Here is a 20,923-nt window from a genome sequence, read left to right as displayed (position 1 = left end):
CTGCGCGCGACGGCGGGTTACCGGTAAAGCCCGTTCGCGCTCTGGCGCGCTCCTGCCTGCAGCAGCGTGCGCTCGTACTGGGCCAGGTCGGTTTCCAGCTGCCATTGCAGCCGGGCCTTCTCGCTGCCCTGGCGGAATGCGCGACAGGCAGCATCATCGGTTTCGCGCTGCAACGCGGTGGCGCAGGCCTGCGCAGCGTTACCGTCGGCATCCCACAGGCTGATGCCCGGCAGGAAGCTATAGGTGAGGCCATTGCGGGCGAGCTGCTTGAGCGTGGGGTAATCGATGCCTTGTTCCTGCATCGCGCGTTGATATTCGTGGGTCATGTCCGCGCGCGACACGCCGGCATCGTCGGTGGACAGCACCACCGGCACACCGGCGCGCAGATACATCGCCAGCGGATGAGCGGCGCCTTTGACGCCGAGGATCACATCGTTGCTGGTGAGGTTGATCTCCACCGCGACCTGCTGGCGGCGCATGCGCTGCAGCAGGCCGTCGGCGTCGTCTTCATAAGGCAGATCCACGCCATGACCGATGCGGCGCGCACCGGCGTCCACCGCCTGGCGGATATGCGAGCGCAGTTGCGCCGGCGGCACCAGGCCCAGGGCCAGCTCGCCGGCATGCAGGGACAGCGGCACGTCGGGGTAGTGCGCGGCGAAGAAGCGGAACATCGCCATGTGCCGCGCGTAATCGGCCAGCGCCACCGGGTTGTCTTCGGGCGCGACGATGTTCAACGCCACCGCGCGGCTGCCGCCGGCGGCGATCAGTGCATGCGCCAGCGCCATCTGCCCGAACACCATCGGCTGCGGCAACACGCGCAGCACGTAAGGCACGTAGCGGTAGGTGACCTGGCAGCCGGGACGCGCATCGGGCTGGTCGCAGTGCAGCACGCGGCGCACCTGGGCATCGGTGTCGGCAAGCGCGCGTTGTGCGTCCTGCACCAGCGGCGGCAAGGCATCCTGCAAGGCGCGCAGGTTGGCCGCGTCGTCGTCGCCCTTCCAGGGCAAGGACTGCATCTGTCTGGCCGCCTCGTCCATCTGCGGCGGATTGGCGATGATTTCCACATAGGGCACACGGTCGCGTGCGGCCTGCTCCAGCACCGCGGCCACGGTGTCGGCAACGCGCGCGCGTACCACCGCGTCGAACTTGCCGAAGGTGCCGAAGAACTGACCGTGTCCGGTGGGTTGCGACGGGCTGGGCAGGAACTTGCGCATCGACAAGGCATCCACCACCCGGCCATACAGCGCGGCATTGCGCGTTGCCAGGCCGCGTGCCGGCTCCTGGCCGTTGCCACACGGCGGCGCGCGCAGGCTCAGGTCGTCCAGTTGCACGCAGGCGCCATCCTCGCTGGCCCACTGCAGGTAGTCCTCGGCATACACCGAGCCGGACAGATGGTTATGCAGGTCGCCGCCCTTGGGCATCGCCTGCAGCCAGGCACGCAGCTGCGCAGGCTGATCGGCGGCGGTGCGCAGCAGCTGCGCCACCTGCTGCTCGCGTTGCTGTGCAGGGGTGGCTTGGCTGCGTGCCTGGGCGGCGGTGGGCAACAGCAGGCATAGCGCCACAACCAGACTGCGATGAACGATGGACATGCGATGGAAAGCTCGGAAAGAACGGCAATGGCGCAATCACGCCGGTAGATGCGAAGCATGCCTTGCATGCGTGGTGGACGGCCAGCACTGGAGTGGTTTTTTGCTGGTGCTGAAGCTCGTGTTGGTGAGTGGACGCCTGGGTGAGGTTGCAAGGCGGCTTAGTGCTGCATGAGGCGACGCGCCACCAGCAATGCCTGCGGATCGACAAGCGCTGCACCTGGTTTTCTTCGTCGCTTGTGGATCTCCCGCAGCGTCCCGCACATCGGCATGCCAAGCCTGACGCTGCACACCAGCGCAGCGCAAACAAGCGCGTTGCAGCGGCCAAGCCGCTTCCGGCAGCGTGTACGCGATGTACGGGTGAGGTGCTGCGGCTGCGTGCAGGTCATGACGATCGGCGGCACAACGCGTCGTCATCTGCGGTGCCTAGCGATCGCATCGGCGGGAACGTCGGCATGGGTGAATAGCCGCACTCGCGGCAGCGCTGCACAGGCATCCGCCACACCCAGGCCGCCTCAAAGATCCAGCACCAGCCGCGGCGAGCGGCTACGCGAACAGCACAGCGTGATCTGCCGGTTCTGCGCGTGTTCGCTATCGCTGAGCACACTGTCGCGGTGATCGGGGGTGCCCGCCAGGACGCCGGTCAGGCAGGCGCCGCACATGCCCTGCTCGCAGGACAGCGGCACCTCGATGCCGGCGTCCAGCAGGGCACTGGCGATGCTGCAGTCGGCCGGCACCTGCACCACGCGGCCGCTGGCGGCCAGCTCCACTTCGAAGGCGCTGTCGGCAGCGTGGGCGATGCCGGGCTCGGCGGCGGCGAAGTGTTCGCGGTGCAGCTGCTCCGCCGTCCAGCCGTGCGCCCTGGCAAGCAGCGTGAAGTGGTCCATGAAGGCGGCCGGCCCGCACAGGTACAGCTGGTCGCGCGCACGCGCCTGGCCCAATTCCTCGGGCACATGCACGCGCGGGCTCTCGCCGCCATCGCTCAGATGCACCTGCACCTGGCCATGCGCGAAGCCCTGCTGCAGGCGCTGCCCGAACGCCACGTCGGCGTGCCGGCGCGCGTAGTAGTGCAGCACGAAGGGTTCGCCGCGCGCTTCCAGCGCTTCGGCCATCGACAGCAGCGGGGTGATGCCGATGCCGGCGGCCAGCAGCACGTGGCGGTCGCCCGGATGCAGCGGAAACAGGTTGCGCGGTGCGGAGATGCGCAGGCGGTCGCCGGTGCTCAGTTGCTCGCACAGATGCCGCGAGCCGCCGCGCGAGGCGTCGGCCAGCTTCACGCACAGCAGGTAGTGGTCGCGCACATGCGGTGCGCTGGCGATCGAGTACTGGCGGATCATGCCGTCGGGCAGATGCAGGTCCACATGCGCGCCGGCCTCAAAGGCCGGCAATTCCGCGCCGACCGGCTCCAGCCGGATCGCGCGCTGGCGATGGCCCTGGTCGAAGACCTCGGCGACGCGGACCTCGTGCAACTGCATGGCGTGCTCCTCGGCGGTCAGCGCAGGAAGAAGTCGCTATAGCCCTGGCTGCGCAGGCCACGGCGATAGGCGATGGAGCTGCGGTCGGCCGGGATATGCACTTCCAGCAGCGGGTCCAGCGGCAGGTATTCCGGGCGCTGCGCCTCGACCATGGCGCGGTCTTCCTCGAACACGCGCAGGTTGAAGGCGTGCACGTCCTCCACCGGCAGATGGGTATCGAAGTTGCGTGCGATCGGCACCAGCAGGCGCGTCTTGTGCTTGGACACCGGGCTGGCCGCGTTCATGATCACCAGCCGCTTGCCCGGCACCGGGAAGTGGATGGTGAGGGTGGCGGTGAACGGCAGATGCACCTCGAAATGGCGCAGCCACTGGAAATCCGGGTCCACGTCCGGCAGCGGCATGTCCACCGAATAATTGGCCACCGAGCTCAGGTAGTCGGCATTGAAGCCGGTCGGCGTCTCGGTGGTGGTGTAGGCCGGCACCTCGCGCTTGTCCGGCTGGGCAAAGGTGGCGGTGTGCACGAAGGCGAAATGCGCCACGTCGATGAAGCCCTCCAACTGGCGCGCGGCACTGCCGCCGATGTCGAAGGCCGGGCAGACGATCTGCTGGAAGCCATCCTCGTCCCAGCCGGGCATCGGCGGAATCTGCACCTCGGCCGCGCTGACGCCGGCCGGTTTGGCCAGGCACACCCAGATCAACCCGTAGCGCTCGGCCACCGCGTAGGTGTGCAGGCGCATCTTGGCCGGGATGTTCTGGCTGGGACTGGCGGGGATGTGGTTGCAGCGCCCGCCCGAGCCGAAGCGCAGCCCGTGGTAGGCGCAGACCACGCCGCCGCCATCGGCGGTGCCCATGCTCAGCGGCACGCCGCGGTGCGGGCAGACGTCGCGCGCGGCCACCAGTTCCTCGCCCAGCCGGTACAGCACCAGCGGCTCGTCCAGCAGGGTGGCCTTGAACGGTGCCTGCCCGACCTCGCTGCTCAGCGCCACCGCGTGCCAGTGCTGGGCCAGGAGCTGCCAGTCGGCGGCCTCGAAGGTGCAGTGCAGCGGCAGGGCGGGGACGGCGACATCCATGGGTCCAGTCTCTGGCGTAGGGCGGGAGCGGTGCCGGATTGACTCTAGGAAGCCGGGGGTGTGTTATCAAACATCGATTTTCAGCCAAGCCATTGCAAAAAATGCAACGCCAACCGAGCCCCGCCGCATGCTGACCTTTTCCCGCTTCACCCGTTACTTCATCGAAGTGGCCCGCTGCGGCAGCATCCGCAAGGCCTCCGACGTGCTGCACGTGTCGGCCTCGGCGATCGACCGGCAGATCCTCAAGGCCGAGGAAGAGCTGGGTGCGCAGCTGTTCGAGCGCCTGCCCGGCCGGCTGCGGCTGACCGCCGCCGGCGAGCTGCTGCTGGTGGACGTGCGCGGCTGGGAGAAAGCCTACGCCCGCACGCTGGAGCGCTTTGACGAGCTCAAGGGGCTGCGCCGCGGGCATGTGGAGATCGCCATGATCGACGCGCTCAGCGAGGGCGTGGTGCCGGAGGCGGTGGCGGCGCTGGTGCAGGAGTACCCCGGCATCACCTTCAACCTGTCCACCGCGCGCAACCAGCGGGTGATGGAAATGGTGACCTCGGCCGATGTGGACATCGGCCTGCTGCTGGACCCGGTGAGCAGTGTGGACCTGGAGGTGCGCGCCTTTGCCGACATCCCGTTGGGGATTGCGATGCCGGTCGGCCACCCGCTCAGCACCCGCACCGAGCTGCAGCTGAGCGAAACGCTGGAACACCGCCTGCTGCTGCCGGCCGCCCCGCTGATCGTCGGCGAGCATGCCAAGGTGCTGTACCAACGCCAGCACATCGACGTGAAGCGGCTGACCCACTGCAACGATGTGCGCACGCTGCGCGGGTTGGTGCGCGCCGGTGCCGGCGTGGGCCTGATGTCGTGGCTGGACGCCGCGCCGGATGTGGCCGATGGCCGTCTGGCGTTCGTGCCGTTCCGCCGCCACCTGACCAAGCCGATGACGCTGGCGCTGTGCGTGGCCCCGCAGCGGCAGCTGTCGCGCTCGGCGCTGCTGACGATCCAGGCGCTGGCGGCGAAGATCGATGCGATGGTGGTGCCGGTGGTGGGTTGAACCGCTCTCTCTCCTGGAAGAAGGGAGCAAAGCCCCTCTCCTGCGGGAGAGCGGTTGGGGTGAGGGGACCGGGCGACGCCACATTGGGTGGTGGGTCATGCGAGGCTCCGCTCGCACCCGCATCCGGCGCTGCGCGCCAGCTTCTCCCGGCGGGAGAAGGACGCGAAGCGCGAAGCGCGAAGCGCACACAACCCCCACTCGTTACACTTGCCCGGCTCTCCCCACACGACACCGCAGCATGCAGTTGATCGATATCGGCGCCAACCTCACCCACGACTCCTTCGACCGCGACCGCGACGCCGTGCTGCAACGCGCACGCGAGGCAGGCGTTGCGCAATTGGTGATCACCGGTGCCAGCCGCGAGCATTCGCCGCTGGCCTTGCAGCTGGCCCAGCAGCATCCCGGATTCCTCTACGCCACCGCCGGCGTGCACCCGCACCACGCAGTGGAGTTCACCGCCGAATGCGAGGCCGAAATGCGCACGCTGCAGGCGCACCCGCAGGTGGTGGCGGTGGGCGAATGCGGGCTGGATTATTTCCGCGATTTCGCCCCGCGTCCGGCCCAGCACAAGGCCTTCGAGCGCCAGCTGCAACTGGCTGCCGACAACGGCAAGCCGCTGTTCCTGCATCAGCGCGAGGCGCACGACGATTTCCTGTCGATCATGCGCAGCTTCGATGGCCGCCTCGGCCCGGCGGTGGTGCATTGCTTCACCGGCAGCCGCGAAGAACTGTTCGACTACCTGGACCGCGATTACTACATCGGCATCACCGGCTGGCTGTGCGACGAACGCCGCGGCCTGCATCTGCGCGAGCTGGTGCGCAACATCCCGGCCAACCGCTTGATGATCGAAACCGACGCGCCGTACCTGCTGCCGCGCACGCTCAAGCCGATGCCCAAGGACCGCCGCAACGAGCCGATGTTCCTGTCGCATATCGTCGACGAACTCGCGCGCGATCGTGGCGAGGACGTGGCGCTGACCGCGGCCAACAGCACCGCGGCGGCGCGCGCGTTCTTCCGTCTGCCCGCGCCTGCAGCGGCGGCATGACCTGCGCGGCGTGGGCGATCACGCCGCCAGCAACTCCCAGCCCTGCGCATCGCGCAAGCGCAGCCCCGGTTGCGGTGCATCCACGCTGACCCGCACGCCGCTGGCCCACGGCAGCTGCCGCTGCTGCGGAAACCAGCGCCGCGCCTGATCGACCACGATCAATAGGCCATCATCGTCGCCCAGCGCGGCAAAACCCTCGAGCGCCGGCGCAAACGGCCGCACGCCGAAGTGATGGGCGACACTGCTGGTCACCACCGCGACATCGTTGCTGGGTAAGCCGATCTCGCTCACGCACAGCAACTCGTCGCCGTGGAACGCGCCGTCGCCGGTGGCCACATCCTGCACCGCCCGACGCGCGATCAACTCGAGTACCGCGCCATCGGGGCCGGCGAAATACACCGATTGCGACTGCCATACGCCGTCCAGTTGAAACTGCCGACGGCCATGTGGATCGGCAAGCAGCTTGCTGCGTGCGCCGATCCATTGCGCAGCGGCGTCGAAGCGCGACGGCGCCACGTTGAACGCCAGATGCACGCTGCCCACCGGCTGCTGGCCCGCACGCATTCCAGGCTGCTCCAGCCGATGCGGATGCTGTTGCCGTGCTGCGGCAGCTGCAGTACCTCGCGATAGAAGCGCAGGCTGAGGTCGGGGTCCAGGCAGGGCAGCAACAGATGGCGAAGATGCATGGCGGGCGCAGGTGATGGAAGGTGCAGGCATTGAACGACCTCAATCGCGGTTGAGGTCAAGCGGTGTGCCTGGATGGTGTGCCCGGATTCGGCAGGGCACCTGCGCGCGTCGGCAACGTGCATGCTGTCTGCAGCGAAGGCCCTGGCCGCGATGATGTCGTCACCCAAGCAGCATTGCGGGCATGTGCGCTTCTACAGGATCAATGGCTTCGGGTGTGGCTGAGGGTGTGTTGATCAGATCTCGGCCCAAGAGAACCAGCGCCATCGCTGGTGGCAGGCAACCCAATCCAACATCTTTCCGCCTGGGCAGGTGTAGGAGCGCACTTGTGCGCGAGGGCGTTACCGGGAGAGCCACATCGCGCACGGGTGCGCTCCTACAAAAACCGTGGTGTTGTCGGCTCGAGATCAGCCTGGCTCACAGCACTTCCGCCAGCACCACAGAAGCCTTACCAGCGGCGCGATGTACAGGGCGCCCGGCGCAACTGCCAGGGCCAGCGGCATCTGGCCTTCTGTTGGCAGGTAGGAGCGCACTTGTGCGCGAGGGCGTTACCGGGAGAGCCACATCGCGCACGAGTGCGCTCCTACAACAACCGTGGTGTTCTCGGCTCAGGATCAGCCTGGCTCACAGCACTTCCGCCAGCGCCCACAGATGCCGGACCAGCGGCGCGGTGTCCAGGGCGCCGGGCGCGACTGCCAGGGCCAGCCGGGCCAGCGGCATCTGGCCTTCGATATCCAGATAGCGCACGCCGGGCAGCTGCAGCTGCGCGGTGGAGGCGGGCACGACCGACACGCCCAGTTCGGCGGCGACCAGATTGACGATGGACGACATCTGCGGCGCCTCCTGGGTGATGCGCAGGGTCACCCCGGATTGCCGGCAGGCGGCGAGGATCTCGTCGTACAGGCTGGACCCGAAGCTGCGCGGGAACAGGATGAACGGCTCGCCCGCCAGCGCCGCCAGTGGTGCGCTGTTGCGGGCGGCCAGGCGATGCGCGGTGGGTACGGCGATCTTCATCGGTTCGTCGGCAAAGCGCAGCAGTTGCAGGTCGGGCGGCGTGCTCAGGCCGTAGCGCACGAAGGCCGCGTCCAGGCGGCCATCGGCCAGGGCCAGCAGCAGTCCGGCAGTGTTGGTTTCTTCCAGCAACAGCTCGACCTGCGGCCATTGCCGGCGAAAGTCGCGGATCAGGTGCGGCACCACCGGGTTGAACGCGGCCGAGGCGGTGAAGCCCAGCCGCAGCCGGCCGGATTCGCCGCGCGCCACCCGCCGTGCGGTTTCCGCGGCGCGCTCCACATCGGCGAGCACGCGGCGCACCTCGACCAGGAAGGCCTCGCCGGCCGGGGTCAGCTCGGCGCCGCTATGGGTGCGCCGAAACAGCGGCGTGCCCAGATCGCGCTCCAGCGCCTGGATCTGCTGGCTCAACGGCGGCTGGCCGATGCCGACCCGCGCTGCGGCGCGGGTGAAGTTGCCCTTCTCGGCGACAGCCAGGAAGTAGCGCAGGTGGCGAAGTTCCATGCTATCTGTTCTGCATATGGCAACTGCCAGAATCATATATTGGACAGGGGGTCGGCGCAGGCGAATACTCGCCGTCCCACGTCTCGATGCTGCGCCCGTGTCCTCTCCCGATCGCCGCACCGGCAGCCTGCCGGGCGCCACCACCGGCCTTGCCGACAACGCAGCCGCCGCCGGTGCGCCCGCCAGCGGCCGCATCCGCCTGGCCTTGTTCCTGGCCGGCTTTGCCACCTTCTCGCTGCTGTACAGCGTGCAGCCGGTGCTGCCGGAGTTTGCGCGCGCCTTCGGCGTGGATGCGGCCACCGCCTCGCTGCCGTTGTCGCTGGCCACCGGCGCGCTGGCCCTGGCGATCTTCTGCGCCGGCGCAGTGTCGGAGAACCTGGGCCGGCGCGGGTTGATGTTCGTGTCGATCGCGCTGGCCGCGGTGCTCAACCTGATCGCCGCCTTCCTGCCGCACTGGGGCGCGCTGGTGCTGGTGCGCACCTTGTCCGGTATCGCGCTGGGCGGGGTGCCGGCGGTGGCGATGGTGTACCTGGGCGAGGAACTGCCGGCCAACAAGATGGGCGCGGCCACCGGCCTGTATGTGGCCGGCAATGCCTTCGGCGGCATGAGCGGGCGCATCGTGATGAGCGTGCTGACCGACCACTACGACTGGCGCACCGCACTGGCGGTGTTGAGCGTGTTCGACCTGCTGTGCGCGCTGGCGTTCTTCTGGTTGCTGCCGCCGTCGCGCAACTTCGTGCGCCGGCACGGCATCAACCTGCGCTTCCATCTGCGCGCCTGGGCCGGGCATCTGCGCGACCGCAACCTGCCGTTCCTGTTCGCGCTGCCGTTCCTGTTGATGGGCGTGTTCGTCTGCCTCTACAACTACGCCGGCTTCCGGCTGGGCGGGCCGGAATTCGGCCTGAGCCAGAGCCAGATCGGCATGATCTTCAGCGCCTATGTGTTCGGCATCGTCAGTTCGTCGGTGGCCGGTGCGGCGTCGGACCGTTTCGGGCGCGGCCCGGTGGTCACCACCGGCATCGTGCTATGCGTCCTCGGCGTGGCGCTGACCCTGGCGCATGTGCTGGCGCTGGTGGTGGGCGGCATCGTGTTGCTGACGATCGGCTTCTTCATTGCGCATTCGGCGGCCAGCGCGTGGGTGAGCCGGCTCGGCGGTGCGCACCGCAGTCACGCCGCATCGCTGTATCTGCTGGCGTATTACGCCGGCTCCAGCGTGATCGGCGCGCTTGGCGGCTGGTTCTGGCAACACGGTGGCTGGGGCGCGCTGGTCGGCATGTGCCTGACCTTGCTGGCGCTCGCCTTCGCCGCGGCCTACGTGCTGCGCCAGCGCGCCGACGACACGCGGCCGTACGGGCGCTTTGCGCCGCATCCTGCACGCGGCGAGTGATGCAGAGCGGCCGACGCGATCATCGGGTAGTGACCGTGGCCGACGTGGACACCCCCGCGCGTTGCATGCGCGTCTGCTCGGCAGGCAGGTTGGCGAATTCGGGATTCGGGATTCGTAAAGTCCGGTTCGCGCAGGTTGCCGACGGCAGCGCCTGCGGTGCGAGCGGTAGAAAGGCGTGAGAGGTGTGAGTCGCCTGGGATGAGTGGCCGCGCCGCCTGCCAAAACCACGCCGAGCGAGCGCGGCGATGCGGGCTGAGCAGCGTGATTGCGGTGCTTGCGCCGCATTGCAGGGGAGGGCGCAGGCGTCGTCTCCGCCGCCCCTCGCGCCACGTTGCCAGCAGCGCGCACGTCGCTCCAACTCGGCCAGTTGGCGCTCGATCGGGCCGGCGCGCCTGGGTGCCGCAAACCGCCGCATCCAGGCGCGCCGCTGTGCAAAGCATGCCGCATGTCGCATCTGGTACGACACGACAAAGCGACTAACGACACAACGACACCAAGCATCGCTGCCTACAGTGCGTAGTTCGCCATGATGCTCAGGTTGCTGTAACCGCCGGTGCCGCCGACCACGCGGATGAAGTAGCTGTCGGTAGCCGGCAATGCCAGCTGGACGCTCTGGGTAGTGCCAGGTCGCGTGGAGCTGTAGTCGGCATTGCTGCCGTCGGCACCGGGTGCGCGTGTGGTGCGCACATACAATTTGACCTGACCACGGCCGGAGAGCGTGCGGATCTGCAGATTGCGCGCATTGACCGGCACATCCAGGCGATACAGCGGGCCTTCGCCAGCGGTGGCGCTCACGGCGCTGATGGTCGCGCCGCGGCTGAGCAACACCGCCTGTTGCTCGCCACCACCGCTGGTGACGCCGGCCGCGCGGGCGACCGCGGCATTGGCATTGAGAATGCCGGCGCCGATGCGCAGCGTTGGCTTGACCGGGAACGGGATCGAGGTCTGGGTCAGGATCTCGCGCAGCCTGGCCGGTGTCGGGACCGGCTGGTTGTTGGCGACCGCTGCGCTGATGGCCAATGCCGCGACACCGGCCACGTGCGGTGCCGCCATCGACGTGCCGGAGTAGCCGGCATAGGAAGGCTCGCCCGGCGCGTGGGTGCCGCGATTGAGGCTGGACCAGATCAGCCCGGCGCGCACGGCGGTGCCGCTGGAGCCGTCGTCCGGGTACACGCCGCCGCCCGGGCCGGCCAGGGTCACGCTGTTGCCGTAGCTGGAGTAGAACGCCCGCTTGCCGGTGATGCCGGTGGCCGCCACGTTGATCACGCCGGGGCAACTGGCCGGCGTGGAGCCGCCGGCATCGATGCCGTCGTTGCCGGCGGCCACCACCACGGTGGTGCCACGCGCGATGGCGGCCGCGATCGCCTGCGCGGTGATGGTGTCGTTGCTGCAGATGCCAGGGCCGCCCAGGCTCATGTTGATCACTTCGGCCGGATTGGGATTGTCCGGCACGCCTGCCACACTGCCGCCGGAAGCCCAGACGATGGCGTCGGCGATATCGGCGGTGGTTCCGCCGCAATGACCCAGTGCGCGCACCGGCAGGATCCTGGCCTGGGGCGCGATGCCCACCATGCCCAGGGCGTTGTTGGTCAGCATTGCGATGGTGCCGGCCACGTGGGTGCCGTGCCAGGAGCTGTCGCTCTGCTGCCCCGGCGGTGCGCAACCGCCGTTGCTCTCCAGATACTTGTCGTCGCTGGTCCAGTCGCCGGTATCCCAGCCGCCGGCGACGCGGCCATCGCTGGCACGGCCGGAAATGAAGGCGTTGCTGATGAAGTCGTAACCGGCATCGGCCAGCGACAGGTCCAGATCCGGGTGCTGGGTGATGCCGGTGTCGATCACCGCCACCACCACGCCGCTGCCATCGCCGTACTGCCAGGCCGGCAGCAGATCGATGCCGCCGCGGTTGGCGTAGCTGGCGGTGTCCGGTGCGAGCGTTTCCAGATGACCATCCGGCGCGCGCAGGTGCCATTGCACCTCGAAGCCCGGATCGTTCGGCGGCGTGGCGATTGCGGCAACGGTGGCCATGGCGGTGCTGCGGATCGGCTGCAGCAGCAGGTTCGGTTCCACGTGCGCCACCGACGGATCGGCTTTCAGCGCCTGCATCACGCTGTCGAGCTGGGCATCGCTGAGGCGGCGGTTGGGGCGCACCAGATCGGCGCCGATGGCAAGCCGACGTACCCGCTGCAAACTGGGCGCGCTCTGGCGGTAATGGCTGGACCACTGCGTACGGGTGGCCGGCGCGGCCATGACCATACTCAGTCTGGCGGCTGCAGCATGGGGATCGCGGCGTTCGGTGCTGCCGTTGCGGTAGGTGACGATCAGGCCATCGTAAAAGCGCGATTGGCTGCCGCTGGAGAGTACCGACAATGGCGTGGAGGCCGATTGCGCGTGGGCGGCGGGAAGCGCAAGGCCCAGCGACAGGGACAGCAGCGCCGGTGCGAGGAGCGGGATACGGTTCGACATGAAGAAGTCTCTGGAAGAAACGCGGGGGGAGCAGGCGGGCGAGGGGGGCAGGCGGCTTACCAGCTGAAGCCGGCGCCGGCCGACACGCTCTTCTCGTTGCCGGCGAAGGCTCCGCCGATGGACACGCTGGCGCGATTGCCCAGCGCACGCTGATAACCGACCGCCAGCGCGCTTTCGCCGCCCTGCGAGCCGACGCCGACGCCCACCCGGTTGGCACCGGACAGGCCAGCGGTGTTCATTGCCATCCCCGCGTAGGCACCGCTGATCGCGCCCATGCGATCGATGCGCTGGTCCAGGCTGTGGAAGCGGCGGTCGGTGTCGCTGCGCAACGAGGCGAGGTTGGTGTCCCAGCTGTCGATGCGGTTGTCGGTATAGGCGTTGGCCGTGGCCACCGACGCTGCGTCGCCGGCCTGCAGCTGTTGCAGGTTGACCGCGTCGGTGGCGGCCGTGCCGGCGGCGACATTGACCACCTGGCGCTCTGCACCGGCACTGCCCACCGATACCGTGTTGGCGCGGTTGGCCACCGCATTGCGGCCCAGCGCCACGGCGTTGTCGGCGCTCACCGCCGCACCCTGGCCGATCGCGGTGCCGGAGGCGGCGCCGACGCTGGCACTTTCGCCCACCGCCACCGCATTGGTGGCGGTGGCGGCGATGCTGGTATTGGCGCCAACGGCGGTGCTGCCGTCGGCATTGACGCGGGCATTGGCGCCCAGCGCGGTGTCGTTGGGGCCGTAGGCCAGTGCGCTGGTGCCCACGGCCATGCCGTTTTCCCCATTGGCAACCGCATTGGAGCCGATCGCCACCGCGTTGGTACCGGCGCCGATCTGCGCATCGCTGCCGCTGCCGCCCACCGCGACCGTGCCGCTGTTGGCGCCGCCGCTGTCCAGGCCGTTCAGTGCCTGATCCAGGGCGGTCATCGCCGCACCGACGCTGGCGTAGCTGGTGCCCTGAATCAGATACGTGCCGCCGACCAGGACGCCGTTGTCGAGTACCGAGCCGGCGCCAAGCGCAGTGGCGATGCTCTGCAGTTGCGAAACGTTGACCGCATCGGTGGCAGCGGTGCCGGCCGCCACATGGGTCAACTGACGCTCGGCGCCTTCACTGCCGAACGCCACGCTGTCGGCGCGCTCGGCCGAGGAACCCGCACCCAGCGCAACACTGTTGGATGCCGGCGCCGAGGCGTTGAAGCCCACAGCCAGTGTGTTTTCACCCAACGCGGTGGCGCCGCTGCCCAGTGCGACCGCACCGCTGCCGTTGGCGCTGGCGATCGAGCCCAGCGCCAGCGCGTAGTCGCCGTCGGCAAACGCGCTGTCGCCGATCGACACGCTACTCAGGCTGGTGGCGATGGCGTGGGCACCGATGGCGATACTCAGTTCGGCATCGGCATGGCTGTCGAAGCCCAACGCGGTGCCGTAGTCGGCCAGCGACCAGGCGCCCGCGCCAACGGTGGTGCTGCCGATGCCATTGGCCTGCGCGGGGATGTTGGCATTGCTGGCGCCGATGGCCACGCTCTGCTGGCCGGCCGCCGACGCAGCATCGCCGATGGCGATCCCGCCATCGCCGGTAGCGCCGGCGCCGTAACCGATGGCGATGCCGAAGAAGCCGGACGCGGTGCTGAAACCGCCCTGGCTGATTGCACCGACGCCGCTGGCGGTGGCGGCGTAACCGGCGGCCAGCGATTGCTCGGCCTCGGCGCGCGAGGAGCTGCCCAGCGCGGTGGCGTATTGGGCATTGGCATCGGCCGAAGCCCCGACCGCCACGGCACTGTCGCCGCCGGCACTGGAGGCCCAGCCAAGCGCGGCGGCGGAAGCTCCGCTGGATTGGGCAAAGGTGCCCACCGCCAGCGAGCCGAAGCCGGTGCTGGTGGCGCCCTGCGCATCGCCGAAGCCGCTGCCGAAGAAACTGCCGCCGATCGCGATCGACGAGGTACCGCTTGCCAGCGCACCGTCGCCCATGGCGATGGCCGCGTCCGCCGAGGCGGTGCTGTGATGGCCGACGGCCACCGCCCAACCGCCGCTGGCGTCCGCACGCGGACCGACCGCCACTGCGCGCGTTCCGGCGGCCACGGCGCTGTCGCTGCCATCGTTGAGCCCTTCGGCCTGGAAGTAATACTCGGCCGCCTGCGCGGACAGCGGCGTCACATTGTCGTTGGGGTCAGTGGCGTCATTCGATTCGACCGGTTCGCTCACGGTGCTGGCATCGGTCGGCGCTGCGGACACTGCCGCTGTTGCGGCGGTCGGCGTCGTCTGCGCAAACGCCGCCGAACTGGCCAGCGCCAGCAACAGGCCGGCGGTCAACAGGCTGTAAGACAATTGCGCAACGATGGGGGCGGCGCCGGACAGACATGGTGCCGGTAACGGACGGAGCGTAGACATGCGAAACACCTGGGCTGGTGCCGTCGGTGACGGCGGTGGGGAATTTACCCGCGATTAAGTCAGCCGGGTTTTCGCCGATCAATGCGCGAAGACTCACGCCCGTTTCACGCTAGACTCACCGCCATGCCAGTGCCGGTGCGATGCCTTTCACAAATGCGGTCACTGAGTTGGCTGCAACGCTGCTGGCGTAGCGCAGCGGTTTGGTTGCGCCGGGTGCCGGTACGCGACCCGGTGGATCGCCGCAATGCACCTGCGCTGCAACTGTTGCTGTTGTATCTGGGCCTGGAGATCCCGCTCAACAAGCTGTACATCCTGCTCAACGCCAGACTGCAGATGACGACCGTGCAGTTGGCGGTGGACCTGGGCACCGACGCGGCGATCGCCCTCGCGGCCTGGTACGGCATCTGGCGCATCCGCCAGGGCGCAGTGAAACCGGCGATCGGCATGTTCATCACGGTGGTGCTGTGCTCGGCGGTAATCGCCAATGTGGCATTCGGTTATCAATTGCAGGCCTTCGACCCGTTCCCGCTGCTGCTGCTGACCCTGGCGGCATTGGTGATCGGGCGGCGCGCGCTGTGGAGCGTCTATGCGTGCATCGCCCTGGTGTTTCTGCTGGGCATGGCCAGCCCGTGGGGACGCAATCCGCAGGACGGGCGCAGCCCGTTCCAGAATCTGCCGTCGCTGGCGATGAGCTATCTGATGGTCACCCTGGTGCTGGATCGCAGCGTGGCGGCGCTGCGCGAAAGCCTGCACCGTGCGCGGCGTACCGCGGCGCGCCTACAGGTGGAAATCCGCGAGCGCGAGCAGGCGCAGCAGCGCGTGCTGCATCTGCAGAAAATCGAATCGGTGGGCCAGCTGGCCAGTGGCGTGTCGCACGACTTCAACAACATCCTCGGCGCGATCCTGGGATACGCCGAGCAGCGCCATCGCCTGCACGAACTGGACTTCGACCCGCCGCGCGATGCCGTGGCGATGGCCGAGGCGCTGGAAGGCATTGCCCTGGCCGCGCAGCGCGGCAGCACCATCAGCGGCAAGCTGCTCAGCTTCAGCCGACGCGATCTGGCAGTGCCAACGCACTTCGATGCGGCGCAGGCGGTGCAGGCGATCGCCCCCATGCTGGCGCACCTGCTCGGCGCGCACGTGCGACTGCAGGTGGACACCTGCGCAGCGCCGGTGCCGGTCTGTCTGGACCGCAGCCAGTTCGACCTGGTCATGCTCAACTTCGCCGCCAATGCACGTGATGCGATGCCCGATGGCGGCAATTTCAGCGTACGGGTGTCGCGGCAGCACACGATGGTCCGCATTGCCTTGGTCGATACCGGCCACGGCATGCCGGCCGAGGTATTGGCGCAGGTATTCGAGCCGTTCTTCACCACCAAGCCGGTCGGCAAGGGCACCGGTCTGGGCCTGGCAGTGGCGCACGAACTTGTGCTGCAGGCCGGCGGCTTGCTGAGTGTGGACAGTGTGCCGGGCGCAGGCACGCAGTTCGTCATGAGCCTGCCGTTGGTGCCCGCACCTGCGGCATGAGCAGGTAGCCGGCGCCGCGCACGGAGGTCAGCGGCAATGCGGTGCCGCTGCGCTCCAGCACCTTGTGGCGCAGCCGATGCAGCAATGCATCCAGCCGGTGCGGATCGATCTCGATGCCCAGGCTGCCGCCCAGCGCGGTCAGCAGCGCGCTGCGGCTCACCAGCCGCCCGGACGACTGCCACAGGCACTGCAGCACCAATCGTTCCGAGCCGGTCAACGGCACGGCGCTGCCATCTGGCGCGAACAGGCACCAGCCGTCGTCCTGCAGCTGCCAGGCATCGGGCGCGGCAGTCGCGGGTACGCTCGGTGCGTCTGCCGCCCCTCGCGGCAGACGCCGCGCCACGCTGAACAGCGTGGCAGCCAGCATCTCGATCTCCACCGGCTTGACCAGGTACGCATCGGCGCCCTGGCTCAGCCCGCGTAGCCGGTCGGGTTGATCGCCGCGCCCGCTCAGGATCACGATGCCCAATGCCGGGCGCATCGCCTGCAACTGCCGGGTCAAGCCAAAACCGTCGCCATCGGGCAGGCCAATGTCGAGCACGATTAACTCCACGCTTGCGCTGCGCAATAGCGCAAGCAATGCCCGGATGGTGCGTAACGCAATCACTTCGAAACCGTGGCGTTGCAATCCTGGCAACAACACCCGCTCGCGCAGCACGTCGTCGTCTTCCAGCAACGCCACGCGCAAGGGCGCATACGCGACAGGCGGCGGAGCGTCCGGGCGGCGGGCGTTGCTCACAATGCGAAGAACAGATGAATGTCGGAGTCCCGGTGCGGTGCGTCGCGCAGGTGGTGCGCATGCTGCGCCGCGCGCGACACGGTTTCGTTTGCGCGGCAGCCCGACAGTAGCCAGTTTCCCGGGCGCTTTCAATGCGGTCCAGTCCGCAGCACGCAGTGCGATGCCGGCATGCATGCGATGATCCGCCGCGTTGCCAAGGTCAAGGTGGTACATGCATGTCCGATTCGATGCTCAGCGATTTCGTGCAACGCCATCGCCGCCTGTTCGTGCTCACCGGCGCCGGTTGCAGCACCGATTCGGGCATTCCCGATTACCGCGATCTGCAAGGCGGCTGGAAGCGTCCGCAACCGGTGACGTTCCAGGCCTTCATGGGCGAGCTGTCCACGCGGCAGCGGTATTGGGCGCGCAGCCTGGTCGGCTGGCCGCGCTTCGGGCTGGCGCAACCCAATGCCACCCATCACGCATTGGCCACACTGGAAGCGCGCGGCCAGCTGGAACTGCTGCTGACGCAAAACGTGGACCGCCTGCATCAGGCCGCCGGCAGTGAGGCGGTGATCGATCTGCATGGCCGGCTCGATGTGGTGCGCTGCATGGGTTGCGAGCGGCGCATGCCCCGTACCGAATTCCAGCTGCTGCTCGAGCACGCCAACCCCGGCTGGGCCGACCTGGACGCCGCGCAGGCGCCCGATGGCGATGCGGACCTGGACGATGTGGCCTTCGACAGTTTTGTGGTGCCGCCGTGCCCGGTGTGCGGCGGTGTGCTGAAGCCGGATGTGGTGTTCTTTGGCGAGAACGTGCCGCGCGAGCGCGTGGAGCGCGCATTTGCGCATCTGCAGGCGGCCGATGCGGTGCTGGTGGTGGGCTCGTCGCTGATGGTGTATTCGGGTTTTCGTTTCGTGCAGACCGCTGCACGCAACGGCCTGCCGATCGCCGCGCTCAACTTCGGGCGCACCCGCGCGGACGAGCTGCTCAGCCTGAAGGTCGAACAGTCGTGCGCGCAGGCGCTGGCGTTCCTGCACACCCCGTTCGATCCACTGCGTGCACGCAGCGTCAACGACGCCAGTGCGCGTTCGGCATGACGCAGTGATCCATCGCAGCGGTTGTGCCCACGCGCGTGGCGCAGTGCAATGGGCATCCCCGTGTCATCTGTGGATGCCCCCTTGAGCCAGCTGTTCTCCCCCATCCGCTTCGGTCCGCTTGCGCTCGCCAACCGGATCGTCATCGCCCCGATGTGCCAGTACTCCGCACAGGACGGCCGCGCCAGCGATTGGCACCGCATCCATCTGGGCACCTTGTCGCAATCCGGTGCCGGCCTGCTGATCCTGGAAGCGGCCGCGGTGCAGCAACAGGGGCGCATCTCCTACGCCGACCTCGGCTTGTACGACGATGCCACCGAGCAGGCGCTGGGCGAGGTGCTGGACTCGGTCCGGCGGTGGTCGCCGATGCCGATCGGCATCCAACTGGCGCACGCCGGGCGCAAGGCCTCCACCGATCTGCCGTGGAACGGCGGCGAGGCCATCGCGCCGGATCACGCGCATGGCTGGCAGACCGTGTCCGCATCGGCGCTGGCGTTCCGTGACGGTCAGCCGTTGCCGCAGGCACTGGACCAGGCCGGCATCGATGCGGTGGTGCAGGCCTTTGTCGATGCAGCACGGCGCGCCGAACGCCTGGGCCTGGCGCTGATCGAGCTGCATGCCGCGCATGGCTATCTGATGCATCAGTTCCTGTCGCCGCTGAGCAATCAGCGCAGCGATGCGTATGGCGGTTCGCTGGAAAACCGCATGCGGCTGACGCTGCGCATCTTCGACGCAGTGCGCGCGGCGGTGTCGGACAAGCTCGCCATCGGCGTGCGCATCTCTGCCACCGATTGGGTGGAGGGCGGCTGGGATCTCGAGCAGAGCATCGCCTTGTCCAAGGCGCTGGATGCGCGCGGTGCGCACTACATCCATGTCTCCAGCGGCGGGCTGGATCCGCGCCAGCAGATTCCGGTGCAGGCGGGCTATCAGATCCCGTTTGCGCAGCAGATCAAGGTGCAGGTCAACACGCCGGTGATCGGTGTGGGCCTGATCACCGAGCCGGCGCAGGCCGAGGCGATCCTGCAGGACGGCCAGGCCGACGCGATCGCGCTGGCGCGCGGCATCCTGTACGACCCGCGCTGGCCGTGGCATGCCGCTGCCGCACTGGGCGCATCGGTCACGCCCTCGCCGCAATACCTGCGCTGCGAGCCACGCGATGCGCGTGGCGTATTCGCCAGCTGATCCATCCGATAGACGTCATAACGAACAAGGACAACGCATGCCGATAGGATTTCTGGGCTTGGGGACGATGGGCCTGCCGATGGCGCACAACCTGCTGCGCGGCGGTTTCGAACTGCGTGTGTGGAATCGCTCGCCGGAGCGCGCGCAGTCGCTGCGCGATACAGGTGCCACGGTGGTGGATGCACCGCGCGACGCCGCGCACGGCCCGTTGCTGTTTTCGATGCTGGCCGACGACAACGCGGTGCGTGCCACCGTGCTGGAGCAAGGCGTGCTGGACGCGCTGCCGGCCGGCAGCGTGCACGTCAACATGGCCACCATCTCGGTGGCACTGGCGCACGAGCTGACCGCCCTGCATGCCGAGCGCGGCGTGGCCTACGTGGCCGCACCGGTACTCGGCCGGGTCGATGTGGCCGAAGCCGGCAAGCTCAACATTCTGGCCGCCGGCGACGAGGCGGCGCTGGCGCGCGTGCAGCCAATGTTCGATGTGCTCGGTCAACGCACCTGGGAGATCGGCCACACCCCCGAGCAGGCCAATGCGGTCAAGCTGGCGGCCAACTTCTGCCTGGCCAGCGCGATCGGCGCCATGGCCGAAGCCAGCACGCTGGCACGCGGCCACGGCGTGGACGCCACCCAGTTCCTGGGCATGCTCACCAGCACCTTGTTCGCCGCGCCCGCGTACCAGGGCTACGGCCGCCTGATCATGCAGCGCGAATACCTGCCCGCCGGCTTCACCGCCACCCTGGGCCGCAAGGATGTGGATCTGGCGATCCAGGCCGGCGCCGACAAGCAGGTACCGATGCCGCTGGGCGAGTTGTTGCGCGCCGGGCTGGACGAGGCCATCGCGCATGGCGACGGCAACGCCGACTGGGCGGTGCTGGCAGAGGTATCGGCGCGGCGGGCCGGGCAGGCCTGATCGCCGCCTCCGCAAAGCGGAGCTAGCCGCTCTCCCGTCCCGGCGGGGCGGCACGGCTTGCGCGTCACTGGCGCGCGTGCCTCGGAGTGCCCGCGCGGCTGGCGCGGGCCGGGGCGCGGAGCAGGGGTTGGGGTGAGGGGGCGAGGCGACGCCACGTGCAGCAGATTTCGCACGCCGTCGGCTCCATCTGCTCCCCACTCTCAGGCCGCTTCGCTTCATAGCAACACGGTCCACCTCTTGCTCACCTCAACATGCAGCAGACCTTCTAAAATGCCGGCTCGTGACAGCCGCCGCTCCAGGGAGGATGCGATGCGACACCTGCATATCACGCTCGGTTCGATCGAGCGCACACCGCGCGCACTGACCTGCGCCGGTGGTACACGATGACCGCCGTACCGGTCGTCGACCAGGGCCCGGTGGGCCCGGACCACCCCGAGCATCCGGACCACTATCTGTTCGCGCAGATCCGCGAAGCGGTGGCCGCGCTCGATGCCGAGTTGAACAAACCCACCGACGAGGCCAGTGTCCGCATGGCCGCGCGCCTGCTGCCGCTGGCCAAGCAACATGGCTTCGACCAGGTGGATTACGTGGTGCTCAGCCGGCATGTCGGCGAGGTGGGCGAGAACGTGTTTCTGGTGCGTGGCGAGCTGGCCGACCCGGCGCATCTGCGTGCGCACATCACCACCCAGGAAGCGATGGAGACCTCGGTGGAGGCATCGATGGCGCAACTGGACGAGATCAATCGGCGGCTGATGCTGCGCCTGCCGCCGCGCTGAGTCGCAGCGGAAAGTTACGGGCGCAAGCACTGCGCCCGCAGCCGGGCGCATTGGCTATCATTGTGCCG

At 68.5% G+C, this 20,923-nt stretch carries 15 protein-coding genes and 1 pseudogene; 8 read left to right on the top strand and 8 right to left on the bottom strand.

Translation table 11 applies throughout. From position 1 onward, the window contains the following. Window positions 1–17: 17 nt before the first annotated feature. From XarjCFBP7645_RS20045 to XarjCFBP7645_RS20035, 3 genes are all read right to left on the bottom strand, one after another. On the bottom strand, window positions 18–1,589 hold the full coding sequence (locus XarjCFBP7645_RS20045; RefSeq protein ID WP_039814020.1) for an adenosine deaminase family protein: 1,572 nt from the start codon (window positions 1,587–1,589) through the stop codon (window positions 18–20). 512 nt (window positions 1,590–2,101) lie between these two features. Then, window positions 2,102–3,061: a PDR/VanB family oxidoreductase gene (locus tag XarjCFBP7645_RS20040; RefSeq protein ID WP_039511156.1), complete on the bottom strand. Its 960-nt coding sequence runs from the start codon at window positions 3,059–3,061 to the stop codon at window positions 2,102–2,104. Window positions 3,062–3,078: 17 nt separating this feature from the next. Continuing rightward, window positions 3,079–4,131: an aromatic ring-hydroxylating oxygenase subunit alpha gene (locus tag XarjCFBP7645_RS20035; RefSeq protein WP_039814014.1), complete on the bottom strand. Its 1,053-nt coding sequence runs from the start codon at window positions 4,129–4,131 to the stop codon at window positions 3,079–3,081. A 127-nt stretch (window positions 4,132–4,258) separates the two neighbouring features. Between XarjCFBP7645_RS20035 and XarjCFBP7645_RS20030 the strand changes: the two genes are divergently transcribed. Together XarjCFBP7645_RS20030 and XarjCFBP7645_RS20025 are read left to right on the top strand one after the other, a co-directional pair. Beyond that, window positions 4,259–5,176 carry a LysR family transcriptional regulator gene (locus XarjCFBP7645_RS20030; protein ID WP_016901444.1) on the top strand — a complete coding sequence of 306 codons (918 nt, stop codon included), beginning with the start codon at window positions 4,259–4,261 and terminating at the stop codon, window positions 5,174–5,176. A 238-nt stretch (window positions 5,177–5,414) separates the two neighbouring features. After that, entirely contained in the window at window positions 5,415–6,221 is an 807-nt protein-coding gene (locus tag XarjCFBP7645_RS20025; protein WP_039511160.1) for a TatD family hydrolase, read from the top strand. Between the two features lie 18 nt (window positions 6,222–6,239). On the opposite strand, the pseudogene XarjCFBP7645_RS20020 reads toward XarjCFBP7645_RS20025, so the two are convergent. Both XarjCFBP7645_RS20020 and XarjCFBP7645_RS20015 read right to left on the bottom strand, forming a co-directional pair. Beyond that, window positions 6,240–6,907 (bottom strand): annotated as a pseudogene (locus XarjCFBP7645_RS20020) (hypothetical protein). 622 nt (window positions 6,908–7,529) lie between these two features. Further along, window positions 7,530–8,417, bottom strand: coding sequence for a LysR family transcriptional regulator (locus XarjCFBP7645_RS20015; RefSeq protein WP_053046043.1), 888 nt, complete (start codon window positions 8,415–8,417; stop codon window positions 7,530–7,532). A 97-nt stretch (window positions 8,418–8,514) separates the two neighbouring features. On the opposite strand from XarjCFBP7645_RS20015, the gene XarjCFBP7645_RS20010 reads away from it, so the two are divergent. Next, the gene (locus XarjCFBP7645_RS20010) at window positions 8,515–9,804 is read left to right on the top strand and encodes an MFS transporter (RefSeq protein WP_039813966.1); all 1,290 of its coding nucleotides are present in this window, start codon (window positions 8,515–8,517) and stop codon (window positions 9,802–9,804) included. Window positions 9,805–10,311: 507 nt separating this feature from the next. On the opposite strand, the gene XarjCFBP7645_RS20005 is transcribed toward XarjCFBP7645_RS20010, so the two are convergent. Together XarjCFBP7645_RS20005 and XarjCFBP7645_RS20000 are read right to left on the bottom strand one after the other, a co-directional pair. Continuing rightward, a complete protein-coding gene (locus XarjCFBP7645_RS20005; RefSeq protein WP_016901454.1) occupies window positions 10,312–12,267 on the bottom strand; it encodes a S8 family serine peptidase in 1,956 nt (651 codons plus the stop codon). 56 nt (window positions 12,268–12,323) lie between these two features. Beyond that, on the bottom strand, window positions 12,324–14,642 hold the full coding sequence (locus XarjCFBP7645_RS20000; RefSeq protein ID WP_026064094.1) for a YadA family autotransporter adhesin: 2,319 nt from the start codon (window positions 14,640–14,642) through the stop codon (window positions 12,324–12,326). 153 nt (window positions 14,643–14,795) lie between these two features. Between XarjCFBP7645_RS20000 and XarjCFBP7645_RS19995 the strand changes: the two genes are divergently transcribed. Next, window positions 14,796–16,169 (top strand): sensor histidine kinase, encoded by a 1,374-nt coding sequence (locus XarjCFBP7645_RS19995; RefSeq protein ID WP_047124561.1) that lies wholly within the window; start codon window positions 14,796–14,798, stop codon window positions 16,167–16,169. Here XarjCFBP7645_RS19995 and XarjCFBP7645_RS19990 read toward each other — a convergent pair. Continuing rightward, on the bottom strand, window positions 16,132–16,908 hold the full coding sequence (locus XarjCFBP7645_RS19990) for a response regulator transcription factor (RefSeq protein WP_016901462.1): 777 nt from the start codon (window positions 16,906–16,908) through the stop codon (window positions 16,132–16,134). The two genes, XarjCFBP7645_RS19995 and XarjCFBP7645_RS19990, sit on opposite strands and share 38 nt — an antisense overlap. Window positions 16,909–17,123: 215 nt before the next feature. Between XarjCFBP7645_RS19990 and XarjCFBP7645_RS19985 the strand changes: the two genes are divergently transcribed. The 4 genes from XarjCFBP7645_RS19985 (at window position 17,124) to XarjCFBP7645_RS19970 (ending at window position 20,855) form a co-directional block, all read left to right on the top strand. Then, complete coding sequence (locus XarjCFBP7645_RS19985) at window positions 17,124–17,987, top strand: NAD-dependent protein deacetylase (protein ID WP_016901465.1); 864 nt, start codon at window positions 17,124–17,126, stop codon at window positions 17,985–17,987. A gap of 60 nt (window positions 17,988–18,047) precedes the next feature. Further along, window positions 18,048–19,166: an NADH:flavin oxidoreductase/NADH oxidase gene (locus tag XarjCFBP7645_RS19980; RefSeq protein ID WP_039814051.1), complete on the top strand. Its 1,119-nt coding sequence runs from the start codon at window positions 18,048–18,050 to the stop codon at window positions 19,164–19,166. A 37-nt stretch (window positions 19,167–19,203) separates the two neighbouring features. Beyond that, the gene (locus XarjCFBP7645_RS19975) at window positions 19,204–20,079 is read left to right on the top strand and encodes an NAD(P)-dependent oxidoreductase (RefSeq protein ID WP_053046042.1); all 876 of its coding nucleotides are present in this window, start codon (window positions 19,204–19,206) and stop codon (window positions 20,077–20,079) included. A 383-nt stretch (window positions 20,080–20,462) separates the two neighbouring features. Next, window positions 20,463–20,855 carry an XVIPCD domain-containing protein gene (locus XarjCFBP7645_RS19970; RefSeq protein ID WP_016901471.1) on the top strand — a complete coding sequence of 131 codons (393 nt, stop codon included), beginning with the start codon at window positions 20,463–20,465 and terminating at the stop codon, window positions 20,853–20,855. Window positions 20,856–20,923 lie beyond the last annotated feature (68 nt).

Source organism: Xanthomonas arboricola, assembly GCF_002940665.1.
GTDB classification, from domain to species: Bacteria; Pseudomonadota; Gammaproteobacteria; order Xanthomonadales; family Xanthomonadaceae; genus Xanthomonas; species Xanthomonas arboricola_B.
The sequence above is the reverse complement of the archived record's forward strand: the minus strand, read 5'-3'. Positions and strand labels throughout refer to the sequence as shown.

What these genes read in the sequence shown, in the direction of transcription:
- XarjCFBP7645_RS20015 (WP_053046043.1), bottom strand. Translation starts at nt 8,417, where the DNA reads ATGGAACTTCGCCACCTGCGCTACTTCCTGGCTGTCGCCGAGAAGGGC.
- XarjCFBP7645_RS20040 (WP_039511156.1), bottom strand. Translation starts at nt 3,061, where the DNA reads ATGCAGTTGCACGAGGTCCGCGTCGCCGAGGTCTTCGACCAGGGCCAT.
- XarjCFBP7645_RS19970 (WP_016901471.1), top strand. Translation starts at nt 20,463, where the DNA reads ATGACCGCCGTACCGGTCGTCGACCAGGGCCCGGTGGGCCCGGACCAC.
- XarjCFBP7645_RS20035 (WP_039814014.1), bottom strand. Translation starts at nt 4,131, where the DNA reads ATGGATGTCGCCGTCCCCGCCCTGCCGCTGCACTGCACCTTCGAGGCC.
- XarjCFBP7645_RS20030 (WP_016901444.1), top strand. Translation starts at nt 4,259, where the DNA reads ATGCTGACCTTTTCCCGCTTCACCCGTTACTTCATCGAAGTGGCCCGC.
- XarjCFBP7645_RS20005 (WP_016901454.1), bottom strand. Translation starts at nt 12,267, where the DNA reads ATGTCGAACCGTATCCCGCTCCTCGCACCGGCGCTGCTGTCCCTGTCG.
- XarjCFBP7645_RS19985 (WP_016901465.1), top strand. Translation starts at nt 17,124, where the DNA reads ATGTCCGATTCGATGCTCAGCGATTTCGTGCAACGCCATCGCCGCCTG.
- XarjCFBP7645_RS20045 (WP_039814020.1), bottom strand. Translation starts at nt 1,589, where the DNA reads ATGTCCATCGTTCATCGCAGTCTGGTTGTGGCGCTATGCCTGCTGTTG.
- XarjCFBP7645_RS20025 (WP_039511160.1), top strand. Translation starts at nt 5,415, where the DNA reads ATGCAGTTGATCGATATCGGCGCCAACCTCACCCACGACTCCTTCGAC.
- XarjCFBP7645_RS19995 (WP_047124561.1), top strand. Translation starts at nt 14,796, where the DNA reads ATGCGGTCACTGAGTTGGCTGCAACGCTGCTGGCGTAGCGCAGCGGTT.
- XarjCFBP7645_RS20000 (WP_026064094.1), bottom strand. Translation starts at nt 14,642, where the DNA reads ATGTCTACGCTCCGTCCGTTACCGGCACCATGTCTGTCCGGCGCCGCC.
- XarjCFBP7645_RS19975 (WP_053046042.1), top strand. Translation starts at nt 19,204, where the DNA reads ATGCCGATAGGATTTCTGGGCTTGGGGACGATGGGCCTGCCGATGGCG.